The organism is Okeania sp. SIO2B3 (assembly GCF_010672525.1).
Lineage (GTDB): Bacteria > Cyanobacteriota > Cyanobacteriia > Cyanobacteriales > Microcoleaceae > Okeania.
Window position 1 is genome coordinate 1 of record NZ_JAAHGH010000075.1, and the last position, 14,144, is coordinate 14,144.

At 34.8% G+C, this 14,144-nt stretch carries 11 protein-coding genes; 7 read left to right on the forward strand and 4 right to left on the reverse strand.

What is annotated here, in order from left to right:
* The first annotated feature begins 344 nt into the window (after positions 1-344).
* The 3 genes from F6K15_RS28445 to mutL all read left to right on the forward strand — a co-directional run bounded on the left by F6K15_RS28445 (position 345) and on the right by mutL (position 3,606).
* Entirely contained in the window at positions 345-749 is a 405-nt protein-coding gene (locus F6K15_RS28445; RefSeq protein WP_293067577.1) for a hypothetical protein, read from the forward strand.
* Between the two features lie 45 nt (positions 750-794).
* The gene (locus F6K15_RS28450) at positions 795-1,220 is read left to right on the forward strand and encodes an HNH endonuclease (protein WP_293067580.1); all 426 of its coding nucleotides are present in this window, start codon (positions 795-797) and stop codon (positions 1,218-1,220) included.
* Positions 1,221-1,842: 622 nt separating this feature from the next.
* Entirely contained in the window at positions 1,843-3,606 is a 1,764-nt protein-coding gene (gene mutL, locus F6K15_RS28455) for a DNA mismatch repair endonuclease MutL (RefSeq protein WP_293067583.1), read from the forward strand.
* Between the two features lie 539 nt (positions 3,607-4,145).
* On the opposite strand, the gene F6K15_RS28460 is transcribed toward mutL, so the two are convergent.
* On the reverse strand, positions 4,146-4,955 hold the full coding sequence (locus F6K15_RS28460; protein ID WP_293067586.1) for a YwqG family protein: 810 nt from the start codon (positions 4,953-4,955) through the stop codon (positions 4,146-4,148).
* Between the two features lie 87 nt (positions 4,956-5,042).
* Between F6K15_RS28460 and F6K15_RS28465 the strand changes: the two genes are divergently transcribed.
* On the forward strand, positions 5,043-5,867 hold the full coding sequence (locus tag F6K15_RS28465; protein ID WP_293067589.1) for a SirB1 family protein: 825 nt from the start codon (positions 5,043-5,045) through the stop codon (positions 5,865-5,867).
* Positions 5,868-5,975: 108 nt separating this feature from the next.
* A complete protein-coding gene (locus F6K15_RS28470) occupies positions 5,976-6,623 on the forward strand; it encodes an alpha/beta hydrolase (RefSeq protein ID WP_293067591.1) in 648 nt (215 codons plus the stop codon).
* A gap of 933 nt (positions 6,624-7,556) precedes the next feature.
* Here F6K15_RS28470 and F6K15_RS28475 read toward each other — a convergent pair.
* A complete protein-coding gene (locus F6K15_RS28475) occupies positions 7,557-8,009 on the reverse strand; it encodes an SRPBCC family protein (protein ID WP_293067594.1) in 453 nt (150 codons plus the stop codon).
* An 80-nt stretch (positions 8,010-8,089) separates the two neighbouring features.
* On the opposite strand from F6K15_RS28475, the gene F6K15_RS28480 reads away from it, so the two are divergent.
* The gene (locus F6K15_RS28480; RefSeq protein WP_293067597.1) at positions 8,090-9,757 is read left to right on the forward strand and encodes a mechanosensitive ion channel; all 1,668 of its coding nucleotides are present in this window, start codon (positions 8,090-8,092) and stop codon (positions 9,755-9,757) included.
* 237 nt (positions 9,758-9,994) lie between these two features.
* Here F6K15_RS28480 and F6K15_RS28485 read toward each other — a convergent pair whose 3' ends face one another.
* Positions 9,995-10,198, reverse strand: coding sequence for a hypothetical protein (locus F6K15_RS28485; RefSeq protein WP_293067600.1), 204 nt, complete (start codon positions 10,196-10,198; stop codon positions 9,995-9,997).
* A gap of 582 nt (positions 10,199-10,780) precedes the next feature.
* Between F6K15_RS28485 and F6K15_RS28490 the strand changes: the two genes are divergently transcribed.
* Positions 10,781-11,353: a DNA-binding protein gene (locus F6K15_RS28490; protein WP_293067603.1), complete on the forward strand. Its 573-nt coding sequence runs from the start codon at positions 10,781-10,783 to the stop codon at positions 11,351-11,353.
* 1,255 nt (positions 11,354-12,608) lie between these two features.
* On the opposite strand, the gene F6K15_RS28495 is transcribed toward F6K15_RS28490, so the two are convergent.
* A complete protein-coding gene (locus tag F6K15_RS28495; protein WP_293067606.1) occupies positions 12,609-14,039 on the reverse strand; it encodes a GTP-binding protein in 1,431 nt (476 codons plus the stop codon).
* Positions 14,040-14,144 lie beyond the last annotated feature (105 nt).

Consider the following 14,144-nt stretch of genomic DNA (forward strand, 5'->3'; position numbering starts at 1 on the left):
CCATTCATTTTGACTCCTACCCTTACCAAATAATTAAGGTTTAAATCCTATCCGTTTTTAAGAAGAGGTAATAATTAATTATGTAAGTATTTCCTGCGGAATGCTGCGCAAACAGCTATTAGCAGTCAGCTAGCCTCCTCCGGAGGAACTACGTTAACAGCAATTAGTAATAAATAATTACTTCTAGGGTTTAGCCAGGGGACGTTGTCAGCAACTTTTTATTCTTTCTCAATTTCAAAGGTTGCTTTTACCTTCCCTAAAATTAATAGCTGATGGCTAATAGCTGACGGCTGAATGCTTACTTAATTATTAATTATTGAATTCATCCTATTCAAACAATAAAAATGCAAAAACAAACAGTTACTTTAGAAATTCCAGAAGAAATTTATCAACGTTTGGCGAACACTGCCAGAGGAATGAAATGCTCCCTTGAAGATATAGTAATTCATACTTTAAAGGTAGGAATTCCTCCTGGTTATGATGATATTCCAGAGGAATTCCAAGTGGATATTGCTGGATTAGATAGACTGGATGATGATAGTTTGTGGCGTATTACCAGCAGCAAAAAAACAGCAGCAGAGATGAAACAATACAATAGTTTACTTGAGGCTAATTCTAGTAGAGAATTAACAGAAAAGGAACAATTAGAGTTAAGCAAGATGCGGTGGGAAGCAGATTTATTTATGTTGAGAAAAGCACAGGCAGCAGCGTTACTTCACTGGCGGGGATATAAAGTGCATTCTCGTTAGATTTAGAAACTGTCATCTCAATTAATCTATGAACAATCAAGAATTATGTCTTCTTACATTTCCGAAAGTCTAAGAGTTAGGATATCAGAAAGCGATCGCCACTCTTGTTGTTATTGCTTAACCAGCGAAATAAATAGTGGCATTCGTATGACATACGACCACATTTACCCCATTTCAAAAGGTGGGAAAACAAGCTTTGAAAATGTTTGTTTAGCTTGTCAAAGCTGCAATGAATTCAAAGGTAATATAATTGAAGTTATCGATCCTTTGACTGGAGAAAAAGTATTTTTATTCAATCCACGTCAACAGGAATGGTTGCACCATTTTCAATGGAGTTATTATGGGACAAAAATGGAAGGTATAACCGCTGTTGGTAGAGCCACAATTATAGCTTTAAGAACTAATAATCCAGTTATAGTTGCTGTTAGAAAACGTTGGGTAGCTTTTGGTTGGCATCCTCCTTTAGATTGACCTTTTCAAAAGTAAAAAATAATATCAATTATTATCTATAAGTTATCAATTACTTCTACCTATTTTTTGTTTTCTGAAGATATCTATTAATAAACAGCAAAATCAGTAATTTTACGTCACTCAATTGTTTTGAAAGCAAGTACAATTTGCTGATGAGGTATACCTAATCGCAGACTGGAATTATGACTATTTTCCTTACTGGACTAATCTGTACATCCGTGACCAAATCTGTGTCTGCATTTGACAGTATTATGATAATAATCGCGGGCTGACATTATGACTATTTTCCTTACTGGACTAATCCGTACATCCGTGACCAAATCTGTGTCTGCATTTGACAGTATTATGATAATAATCGCGGGCTGACATTATGACTATTTTTCTTACAAAGAAGGAAGAAGTTAGGAGGAAGATAGAAGTTGGTATGAGTATAATTAAAAACTTTAGTTGTTGGTATAAAGCCCACTTAAAACAAATTATGTATTACATCGCACTACGTGTCTTGGAATACTGCGTTCTTGTTTTCAATCCCACATTTTTAAACGTGTATTCTTTTTCCTTCTTCCTTCTTCCTTCGTGAATGGACTAATCCGTACATCCGTGGCCAAATCTGTGTCTGCAAATGCAATCTAAAATTCAAACCTTACCTAAAGAAGTTGTCAATTTAATTGCCGCTGGAGAAGTTATTGATTCTTTAGCAGCAGTAGTACGAGAATTAGTAGAAAATTCTCTTGATGCTGGTGCAACTCGCATCATAATTTCTATTATTTCTGAACAGTGGCGAGTGCAAATTTCTGACAATGGTATGGGTATGAATTTAGCTAATTTAAAACAAGCGGCTAATCCTCATAGTACGAGCAAAATTACTAATCTTCAAGACCTAACAAAAATTACCAGTCTGGGATTTCGTGGAGAGGCACTTCATAGTTTAGCTAATCTCTCAACTTTGGAAATATTAAGTCGTCCTAAGTCGCCTCTTTTAGAGAATGAAAATGAAGGTTGGCGTGTTGTTTATAACGAGCAAGGAAAGGCTGTTGAAGTTGAAAGAGTTGCCATTGCTCCAGGTACTATTGTTAAAGTTTCTAATCTGTTTGGAAAATGGCCGGTACGTCGTCAAGGAATGCCTTCTCCCGCACAACAAATGCGAGGTATACAATTAGTTATTCAGCAAATAGCGCTTTGTTATCCTGATGTTACTTGGCAAGTTTGGCAGGGTAGTAAATTATGGATACAAATTAGTCCTGGTGCTACGGCAAAACAAATTTTACCTCAAATTTTATCAACAGTAAGATTGAGTGATTTGCAATATATTCAACAAGAAATTGATGAGCAAGAAGCAGAAGAATTAAATCTCAAAACATCAAATTTTTCCCAATATCAAGATTCTCAATTTTTGGATAGACAATCATTAGAATTAGTATTGGGTTTGCCTGATAGATGTCATCGGAGACGACCAGATTGGGTGAAAGTTGCTATTAATGGAAGAGTGGTAAAAGTACCAGAATTAGAACAAAAAATTATTAGTTCTTTGGCGCGGACTTGCCCTCGCGATCGCTATCCTATATGTTTTATTCATTTCCAAATTTTTCCTCATCAAATAAATTGGAATCGTCATCCGGCAAAAACAGAAGTTTATCTTCATAATCTCAGTTTTTGGCAACAACAAATCGAGCTAGTAATTGCTAAGGCATTACAATTTAGTATGGAAGTAATGCCAGAATTTCCTTTGTCAGAAAGGGTGGAAAAAATATTAAAAGTATCTGAAAATACAGGGAATTATCAAACTCGTCGGTCGATACAAATTTCTCCAGATAATACAGCAGAAAAAAATCAAGAATTCGGATTGATAGAACTTAAGGCGATCGCTCAATTACATAATACTTATATAGTGGCTGAACATCCGAGTGGCATTTGGTTGATTGAGCAACATATTGCCCATGAAAGAGTTTTATATGAAAATTTATGTGATGCTTGGGAAATAGTTTCTTTAGAGCCACCAATTATTTTGCATAATTTATCTTCTGGTCAAATAGAACAACTTCAACGCTTAAATATAGAAGTAGAAATTTTTGGAGATTTTCTTTGGGCAGCTCGTACTGCTCCAGCAATTTTAGCTAAAAGAAATGACTGTGCTGAAGCTTTAATTGAATTGAGTAATGGTGGTGATTTAGAATCTGCTAAAGTAGCTACTTCTTGTCGTAGTGCTATTAGAAATGGAACTCCTTTAAGCTTGCCAGAAATGCAAAGTTTATTAAATCAATGGCGACTTACTCGTAACCCTCGTACTTGTCCTCATGGCAGACCAATTTATTTATCTTTAGAAGAATCAGCTTTAGCTCGTTTCTTTCGGCGACATTGGGTAATTGGAAAAAGTCATGGAATTTGAAGGAAGAAGGAAGAGGGAAGAAGGAAGAAGGAAAGAAATAAGGAACATTTTATCCTAGGGCTTTACCTTCCCAACACACCGCAATAGCGCAAAATAAATCAGAAATTTGTAATATTTTTTTGTAGAATTAAGGAAGAAGGAAAAAGGAAAGAAATAAGGAACATTTTATCCTAGGGCTTTACCTTCCCAACACACCGCAATAACGCAGAATAAACCAGAAATTTGTAATATTTTTTTCGTCGAATTAAGGAAGAAGGAAAAAGGAAAGAAATAAGGAACATTTTATCCTAGGGGTTTGGTTTCCCAACCCACCGCAATAGCGCAGAATAAATCAGAAATTTGTAATATTTTTTTGTAGAATTTTGGTTTCCAAAATCAAAGGAAGAAGGAAGTTTTAATATTTTTCGTAGGGGTTTGGTTTCCAAATCCAAAGCAAGAAGTTGTAATTTACAGAACTGCCACAAAAAAATATTTAACTGTCTATAGATTTATCTATTTTCTTTATTTATTTTTCCTTATTCCTTCTTTTTTATTCGTTTTTAATGACAACCCCAATTATAAAGAACTTGAGAAAAATCTAACACTTTTAATTGAGACGGTTTAATGAAAAAATTACCAATTCCTACATCTCCCCAACAGATATTATGTATTTCATCATCATAATCTGAATTAATTTGTAATAACAAAATATAATCCTCATGTTCAGGATAGCAATAACGAAGATATCCTTGAATAAAAGAAGGATTACCTCCTACCTGATGCACACTTTCATCAATCAACAAACACTGACAATACCATTCGTCGTAAATATCTAGGAAATCACGATTAAAATTAGGAAAATGCCGACCGAAAGCTCCATCCAATATATTTATGGGTGCATAAGAATGGATAAAACTTAAGCTAAACTCACCCTCTACAGGACTACCAAAAGTAGTTTCCTGATACTCTTCTAAAAAATCAAAATCTGTTACTAAATTATTAACGTCTTCGACAATTTGATCAAAATATATAATTCTGAAGCCATCTTGATTAGTTTGATCGCTATAATCTAAACCATATATATCGTGAGCATCAATATAAAATTGTAAAATTCCTTGAGCGGGAAAATTCTCTAACTGAGGTATTTTTGAAAAGTTAAGTTGGGCTAACAATTTTAAATATTCACCCTTTTTATTAGTTGGATAATCAATTGTTCGAGGTAAATAGGTAAGTCCTCCAAATTTACTTTGCCACCATTGCGTAGAATTAGGTTGAATATCAATTTTTAAATAAGGTTTAATGCTATTAGCGATCGCTTCATGGTAAGGTTCTAATTCTTCAGGTAAGTTTATATCAAGTGACGATTTCATAATTAGGTCGTCCTATAGATGATGTAGGATAAAATTATAACCTACATTTCCAAGTCAAAAATAATTTTAATTATAATTAGGTCTAATATGAATTATTCCCAATATCGACAGTTATTTTATTCAGAAATTAATCAACCTGATGAAAAAATAGATTTAGCTAAAGCTGCTCTTTATTTAGCTTTAGAATATGAACCAGAATTTGACCCCGATGAATATCTGAATGCTCTAGATACCATGGCAGATGAAGTCCGAGAAAAACTACCAGAAACACTTTACCCTCTACAAATTATTAAAACTATTAATAACTATCTCTATGATGATTTAGGTTTTGCTGGAAATACAATTGACTATTACGATCCACAGAATAGTTTTCTGAATCAAGTAATAGAAAGACGTACTGGTATTCCAATTACTTTATCCCTAGTTTATCTAGAAATTGCTAATAGAATTAACTTTCCGATGGTTGGTATTGGAATGCCAGGACATTTTTTAATTCGACCTGATTTTGAAGAAGCTGGTATATATGTAGATGCTTTTAATCGAGGTGAAATTCTTTTTCCTCAAGATTGTCAAGAAAGATTGGCCACTATTTATGGTCGAGGGGTAGAGCTACAACCTCAGTTTCTGGCAAAGGTAAGTAAAAAACAATTTTTAGCACGAATGTTGACAAATCTGAAAGGAATTTATTTGAACCGAAATGAGGGGTTAAAAGCTATTGCAGCTATCGACCGGATTTTATTATTATTTCCAGATGCAATTGTAGAAAAGCGAGACCGAGGCGTATTATATTACCAGTTAAACTTTTGGGCAGAAGCTCGTCAAGATTTAGAGAGTTATCTAGTAAATCTTCCTCAAGCAGAAGATGCAGAGATAATTAGACAATTACTGGCTAGTATGAGTCAAGATTTATAACTGAATATGAAATATTTGGGGAACCCCATTTCTCATATTTCAGACCTTATATACAAGAGTAAAAATACATTGAATAAATGTAGTTATTAATTTTTGAGGAATAGCAGAATGAAAAATATTTTTAATTCAGGGGAGTCGAACAATAAATCCAAAAAGTTTGGTGATTTTAGGCAAGGAATATCAAAATTTTTCTACCTTTTTTTTGCAGGATTTTTGGCAATTATTAGTAGTGTTTTAATTTTTACCGCTCAACCAGCAGATGCTATAGATGAAATTAAAATTACCTATGACGGTTTGAATATACCTATAGCTATTGCCGATCTAGTAACTTTTGCTGAGACAGGAGAACAGTCTGAGCAATTAAAGTCACTATTTTTAACTGCAAATGCTACTCAGGAAAATATTGATACAGTTCGGGAAATTTTAAATTACAAATTAGAGGTTGAAGCTGACTTTGTCAATACATTATTAGAATCGCGTTATGGCAAACTTGGTGTGGAAGAATTTAGTCGTTATTTTGCTCCAGATAGTAATGTATCTCAAGTAACTAACGATATTATTGATACAGTTAATCGAATGATTAGTGATGGAGAAATATCATTTTTAGAAATGGTGCAAGAGTTTAAATGGACAGATAAAATTGTGATTGATGCTAAAGGTATTGAAACATTTTTTGTAGAGACTATTGATTTGGCGAAAAGAGGACTAGATTTTCTCAAAGCCCAGCCACAGGTACAAAAATTATTCTGTGAGTAGTCTCCATGGAAGGAAGAAGGAAGAAGTAAAAAGTAAGAAGTAAAAAGTAAGAAGTAAGAAGTAAGAAGTAAGAAGTAAGAAGTAAGAAGTAAGAAGTAAGAAGTAAGAAGGCAGAATGAAAAATTTGGTGTTGTCTGAATTTTCAGCTTTTGATACGTCAAATACAGCAATGGTGACTGTTATAATAATTAATGAGGGCTTGCTGATTAATTCTAAAAGTATTGACTGATATTGGTTTTAGCGTTTTAGAGTTGAAAAAAGTACCAACTTTTCGGTGGCAAGAGCTGCATAAAGCTAGTATTTTGGGATGATTATGACAGAAAAATTAAGAGACAATTCTTAACTCCTACCTCCTCGCTCATTCCCATTTCTCTCCTCCACCGGAGGGGCCCGCGGGTGGGTTGTCTCCTGTCTCCTACCCCAGCAAAAAGACTTTCCATACGCAAACCCTAATTATTAATTGTTGAAAACCAATTTTTTGTCAGAAAATTTAAGGAATGAAACCCAATATCTGCCCAGGCAATTAAGAGAAAATTGAAAATAAGGACTTGACTTTTATTCTTCCTTTTCTTGTAGAAAGTTTCCAGTTTTGAAACACTAAAGATAAGTAACTTAAGGCGGTTTTTTTTATTTTAACTGCTTGAATAAATGATTCAGGTGCAGATGAAAAATAAGAAGTAACTGCACCTAAATTATCTATTTATTTAGGGCTTGCTGATTAAATCTTAAAACATTGACTGATATGGGTTTTAGCCTTTTTAAGTAGAAAAAAGTAAAAGTGCGAGGTTTTAGGTGGTAATGGTTCAAAAATTTAGGAATTTAGTCAAGAGTTGGGCAGAAAAATCAAGGGACGATTCTTCCTACTATCTTTTCTATAATTATTTCTCCTGACTGCTGAGGACTCCCTTGACCAAAAGACTTATTCAGCAAACCCTATTTATAGTATTGTTCTTCTGCTACTCTCTTCAAACGTCGTAGTTGAGCTTCCATATCTGCCTTTGTCCATGAAGCAGCAAACTTATTAAAACCGAATTTAATTACAGGATTAGGTATCTCAAATTCAAAACGATTTAATAAACAAGTACCTTCAGCTTCTGGTTGACATTCCCAGCGATCGCGACCTCGAAAAAAGCCCTTAAATTCCCAGACAATTAAACCAGGTTCTCGTTCTGCCACAACACTATCTAGAGAGGGATGTATAAAAGGAATATTTATGATAAATCTACTACGACTTCCCACAAAAGTATCCCATTTGCCCACAGGTTCACAACGTAACATTGGATTTAACCACTTGTGCATGAGAATGTTATTCGTAATACAATCCTCTACGATAGTGGCACTGGCACGAATTAAAATAGATTGCTCAAAAACTTGACTAAATGACATAGTTACCTTCAAGCTATAAGGCATATATTGGTAATCTCATTAGGTTGCTAATTTAAAGGTCACATTAACCCAAGAAAACCATGAATGGCACTTGGCAAATTATTACACAATCAATCAGTGAGCCAATTCAGGCTAATTTAATGTTAGCCTCAAATATTTTGGCACAAACTGAAGCAAATCCCTTAAATCAATTGTCCCAAAATATAAATCAAATCAGAATTTGGGACACAATTGGAGCAATTGCAATTCTAGCAATTGGCTGGATAGTGGCTTCGATTATTTCCGGCATAGTTGGAAAAATATTCAAAAAGACAAATATCGATAACAAAATTGCTGGTTGGGTAACAGGTAGTCCGGAACAAGCTCAGAACCTACCCGTGGAGAAATGGATCTCCTCTTTGATTTTCTGGATCATCATGATCTTTGTTCTGATAGCTTTCTTCGATAAGCTCAACCTCACGGCAGTTTCTGAACCTCTCAATGCCTTCCTGACCGAAATAACTAGCTTCTTACCTAATGTGGCGGCGGCCCTAATTTGGCTAGGTATTGCCTGGTTAGTGGCAACTATAGCTAAATTAGCAGTTAGCAGAGGACTGAAGACATTTGGTTTAGATGACCGTCTCAACCAGCAAGTTAGTGATGGACAAACAGAAAATCAAGTCGAAATTAGCGATACTATTGCTAATGCTATCTATTGGTTGATTTTCTTGCTATTCTTGCCTGTAATCCTGGAAGCTTTACAACTACAGATTGCGCTACAACCTGTTCAGAACATGGTTGACCAAATCTTGCAATCTCTTCCCAGAATCCTCAAGGCTGTTATTCTAGCTGGAGTAGGTTGGTTACTTGCTACTGTAGTTAAGAAAGTTGTTACTAATCTTCTGGCTGCTACAGGTGTAGACCAAATGGGTAGTAGGTTTGGTATGAGTCAAACCACTGGCAGTCAAAATCTTTCTTCAATTATTGGCACAGTAGTTTATGTATTGATTTTGATTCCTGTAGCGATCGCTGCTCTAAGCGCTCTGGATATTGAGGCCATTACTACTCCAGCAGTGGCGATGCTCAATGATATTCTGACGTTTATCCCGAAAATCTTTGCTGCTGCTGTGATTTTGGTAGTTGCTTATTTTGTTGGTAGATTTGTTAACGATTTAGTTACCAGTCTTCTGACTAGCATTGGTTTCAATAACCTGTTCAATTGGCTTGGTTTGAGTTCAACCCCGCCATCTACACGACCAGCTTCTGACCCAAATGCTACTGTAATTCAGGGTGAACCTGGTACTCCTGGGGCTAAATCTACTGCACGGACTCCTTCTGAAATTGCTGGTATTGTAGCTTTTGTGGGCATTATCCTTTTTGCCACAGTTTCAGCTACCCAGATTATGGAATTGGAGGCTCTGACCTTAATTGTCAATGTTGTAATTTATATTGCAGGTCGGGTTCTTTATGGTTTAGTTGTATTGGCTATAGGTCTGTACTTGGCTAACCTTGCTTATAATTTAATCAGCAGTTCTGGTAATGCTCAAGCTCGACTTTTGGGCCAGTTAGCTCGAATTGGGATTATTGTATTAGTCTCGGCTATGGCCTTGCAACAAATGGGAATTGCTCCGAGTATTGTGAATCTAGCTTTTGGACTTTTCATGGGAGCAATGGCAGTAGCTATTGCTTTAGCTTTTGGTTTGGGAGGAAGAGATATTGCTTCTTCTAAGATTCAAGAATGGTTAGAGCAGTTCAAAAATAAGAATTAATATTCATTAAAAGTTCTACCACAATTCTTGATTTGGGAGAATGGGAAGTTCAACAATTCTATAACCCGTTCTCCCTAAGTTTAAAGTTGAACTATATCTACAAAGTCACAAAAATATTTAATCAATCATCCCAAAAATTCATAGACAACTGATAACCTTGTAGAATTTGTTCCGCAGACTCTTTACTTCTCCTACTTTCCCATCTGTAAGCATGACGCATTCTTATGGCAAAAGAATTTATCTCCCAGGCACCACATAGATTTCAGGAGGAGTAGTTGGTTGGTAAGTTGGACGAGCATTTAGAACTCTTTCTCCACTATCAATTGCTTCTTGAAGATATGTCCGCTTTATTGCTTCGTGACATTGAGGATATAAATAAATAGTTCTAGCATATTTCAAAGCATCTGCTAATTCAGTCATTTGATTATAAGATAAGACCATGTCGTGAACTCCAAGGGTCTATAATAATCTTACTTTGTATGTTAGAAATACGTTGTTTTGCTGAATAAATAACTGATTTACAAGTTTGCGCAATAAGCAGTGTTGCAGCCCAATATAATTGTTCCGAGTGCTAAGAAAGATGTTGCTAATAACTTTTTCATAGTCAAAATTACTCTAGAATAAAATGATTTTTACTTAGAATTATTCGATTACATTATAAGCAAAAGTTATTCATTTAGTAATTAGAGAAAATACGGTGAATTTTCAGAAAATCCTATCCATATTTTGTAACAAACTGCAAAAAAAAAGTAATTTCAATAAATAATTATTATTTTCATTTGTGAAAAATCTTTATTTTTATAGATAGGTTTAATCCTTAAAACAGTAATCATACTAAATCCAGTTTAGCTAGACCACAAACAAGTCAGACAATCTATAACTATATATATATCAAGCTTTTCTTAAATAAGATATGTGGCCTATAGTAATCGGATTTCTCATGATATAATAATATCGAGGTGCGTTTCAGTTCACTTACTCACAAGTTATTTCTTAGTCTATTACTAAAACGATCTAGTTTTTATGAGTACAGAAGTTCGTACAACAGAAGCAGCATTTTTACTCAATATATCTACAGGTAGGCTGCGGATACTACTCCAACAAAACAGAGTTTTAGGAGCCTACAAAGTCAAAAGATTGTGGATGATTCCTCTTAATAGTAGAGGAGTGCCAGAAATTACACCTGGTCGTCGAGGTCCTGAAGGAACTTGGAATAAGGCTGAACGTACAGGCAATACCTTTATCCATGTTCTACGAAAAACTATTGACTATAACCGAGATAATAAAACTTCTCATCCCGCAATTGCTGTAAAAGTGGGAGAAAAAAAAAATTATTGCCACGCCCTAAAAATTAACGGACCTTGCCAAATAGTCTATCAGCCACATCAGCCTAACAGAAATCAGGCAGGCGGTGCCCGTCTGTGGATTGAAGTTGAGCCACAACATCAAGTAGAACAAATTTATTTTTCAAGAGGAGATTATGGTCCGCCTCCGGAAGTTATCGAGCAGAGGCAAAAGTTTAAAAGAAAAAGGAAAGAAAAAGATCAAAAATCTTCTCAGAAAAAGTGTTCGAGAAAATCAAAGAAAAAACCTTAGCCTTTAAGTAGCTAGAAAATATCTAGAATAAGGCTGGCTGATTAACTATTAAAGCACTGACAGATAAAGACTTTAGTATTTTTACGCCTTGAAAAAGTGCGAGCTTTTTGGTAAAATTACTTTATTTTATTTATGTTTTACCAATTTTAAAAAAGAATGCTGTATTTAAGTGACACTTCAATTATTAAGTAATTAACACAGACTGAATATTTTTTTTGAGAATTATTAGCCAGTTATTGTTAATTATTCTTATTTTTACCTCTCCACTACTCCCTTACTCCCCTACTCCCCCGCAATGCGAAAATGTAGCAAACATTTATCAAATTGGTATTTCTTAATTAGGGTTTGCGCTCAAAAGTCTTTTTGTCAGGGGAGAATCGGTGAATTCACCGATTGCTGAATTCAGGAGGAATGGGAATTATAGAAGAGGTAGGAGGAAGAATCTTCCCAAGATTGTTCTTCTCCTCGAAATGCCCAAAATGCGTTGAACCTATCCCACTAATAATATTTTTGCTAAAAACCCTAAATATTTTGAGAGTTAAAAACCAAAAATTAAGCTTTTTAAACACATTTTACTTAAAGAAATAAGTTTGTTAAAAATAGTGGGATAGGTTCTTCCTTTTTGAGCGATTGGAGCTAAAAACAAGGTATTTTTTCAAGAACTAAAAATGCTAAAACCTTTATCTATAAAAGCTTTGAGATTTAATCAGCAAGCCCTAATTAGGCATCAGATTCTTTTCCTCTAATTACTTGGTATTTTCTGGTATTAAGATGTGTCTAATTCAATTTAGGTAGGAAATTATCCTGAAGTATCTGCAAAGCCGTATATTAATTTAACAGCATCTGATTAGCATCTGATTAAAGATGTATTTCTATTTGGTGTTTTTATTCACGACTTTAATATCTTTTTGAGGACATTCCTTGTACAGAAACTCACAATAAATTGGAATAACAAATAGAATCATAGTTCCTGTTAGAGCTGATTTATAAACTGAGCTGTTTGCGCAGCATTCCGCAGGAAAACTCTTATGCTATCTAGGTCTCAGGAATTTCTGGTTTGCTGGCCAATAATCGGCAAAACCTTTGCCCTGTAAGAAATTCAGCCTCTTAAATATTTACTTTATAAATCAGCTCTTAATCAATCATCTACTATGAATTTACTGAAAATTACTAATCTTAATCTTCTGAATTGATAAATTATCTTACTACCAATCAATCAGATTTTTTGATTAATTAATCTCTATTAACTTTGCTGTTATTGATTTTGACTGAAATCTTTGATTTTCAACTTATTAATTAACTCTTCCTTAATTCGACCCATAATTGAAGTTTCATCCAGAGATTCTAAAATATGACTCACTACAGCTTTTGGACCTTCTTCTCCCCAAGATGCACCATTAGCAAGATAAGTTTTGGTTACTTGTCCAATTCCATAAGATGATAAACCGGCCACTGCTGCTTGAGTCACTGCTACAGATAAATAAGGCGCTAAAGACAACCCAGCAGTAGCAGGTGCTGCTAAACCCAATAATCCTTTCACAGAACTTAATCCTAGATTTGCCAGTAATTCACTAGCTGTAATGCCACCCATACTAATAGCTATCTTTTGCAGTAAATCTATTGCTCCACTTTGGCTCATTTGAATTCCATACAACTTTGATAAAGTCAATATCATAGCTATGTCAATTACAGCTCCACTGAGAATATCTACCACAGTTATAGGATTAAGAGCGATCGCCATTGCTTTGGCCATTACAGCTTTCCAGATTACTTGATTAGCACTTTGTTCGCGAATTTCTATTTTCCGGCGTACCAATTGCTCGTTGACATTATCAGCGTAGAGCATACTATTGAGAGCTACCAGAGATTTACCTTCTTGGTCTAAAATTTCTAATATTTTTAGCTTTAAATCTTCGATCTGGGGTTCTCCTCGTTCCATCTTGACCACAATATTACCGTCGGGTTGTCGTAATGCCTTAGCTACAAGTGGGTAAGCTGCTGCCATGACTATTTCGTTGGGAGATAGTAGCTCACGGACTCGCTCATCTCGAATTTTATTGTATATAGCTAATCTATCTGCTTCTGGATACTGGTCTATTTTATTAAATACCAACAAAATTGGTTTACCAGCATCTCGTAATTGGGAAAGAGCTTCATATTCTACTTGGGTAATATCTCCTGCCACAATAAACAAAAGTAAGTCTGCCTGTTTTGCCACCTGTCGGGCCATCAATTCCCGAGTTTCTCCATCTACTTCATCAATACCGGGAGTATCAATAAGTTCAATTTGGGATATTCTATAAGAAACTAGAGAGGTCTCAGATGAGGATTCTGTTTCTTCTAAGTTCTCTGTCCCTAATTCCCATTGCTTGATTTCTGTAATTTTAGTAACACCGTGAATTGGACCTGTTTCAAATACTTTTTCACCTAACAAAGCATTGAGAACTGAAGATTTACCTCTTCCTACCATACCGAATACGGCAATATGTATAGAAGCTTTTTCTAGTTTTTCTAACATTGATTCTAAACCAGAAATTTCTGAGTCTAATCCTGTTCTTTCTTCAGGAGTTAAATCTATGTTATCTACGATTTCTTTTAAAACATCTTTAGCGTTGCGAATGTTAAGTTCTGCTTGAATATCTGCAAAGCTTAGTATTGTATTGTCTAGTTCTTGATCTAGATTCATGTTTGGATGGTTTTCATTTAATAACTAATGCCCTATTCTAGTTTTGTAGAATAACTTCAATAAAAATAACTTTTTCTACCTATAAATAGCCAATTAATTGGGATT

Excerpts from the sequence above, each read along its gene's own strand:
- F6K15_RS28445 (WP_293067577.1), top strand. The coding sequence starts at position 345 with ATGCAAAAACAAACAGTTACTTTAGAAATTCCAGAAGAAATTTATCAA.
- F6K15_RS28460 (WP_293067586.1), bottom strand. The coding sequence starts at position 4,955 with ATGAAATCGTCACTTGATATAAACTTACCTGAAGAATTAGAACCTTAC.
- mutL (WP_293067583.1), top strand. The coding sequence starts at position 1,843 with ATGCAATCTAAAATTCAAACCTTACCTAAAGAAGTTGTCAATTTAATT.
- F6K15_RS28480 (WP_293067597.1), top strand. The coding sequence starts at position 8,090 with ATGAATGGCACTTGGCAAATTATTACACAATCAATCAGTGAGCCAATT.
- F6K15_RS28470 (WP_293067591.1), top strand. The coding sequence starts at position 5,976 with ATGAAAAATATTTTTAATTCAGGGGAGTCGAACAATAAATCCAAAAAG.
- F6K15_RS28485 (WP_293067600.1), bottom strand. The coding sequence starts at position 10,198 with ATGGTCTTATCTTATAATCAAATGACTGAATTAGCAGATGCTTTGAAA.
- F6K15_RS28465 (WP_293067589.1), top strand. The coding sequence starts at position 5,043 with ATGAATTATTCCCAATATCGACAGTTATTTTATTCAGAAATTAATCAA.
- F6K15_RS28495 (WP_293067606.1), bottom strand. The coding sequence starts at position 14,039 with ATGAATCTAGATCAAGAACTAGACAATACAATACTAAGCTTTGCAGAT.
- F6K15_RS28490 (WP_293067603.1), top strand. The coding sequence starts at position 10,781 with ATGAGTACAGAAGTTCGTACAACAGAAGCAGCATTTTTACTCAATATA.
- F6K15_RS28450 (WP_293067580.1), top strand. The coding sequence starts at position 795 with ATGTCTTCTTACATTTCCGAAAGTCTAAGAGTTAGGATATCAGAAAGC.
- F6K15_RS28475 (WP_293067594.1), bottom strand. The coding sequence starts at position 8,009 with ATGTCATTTAGTCAAGTTTTTGAGCAATCTATTTTAATTCGTGCCAGT.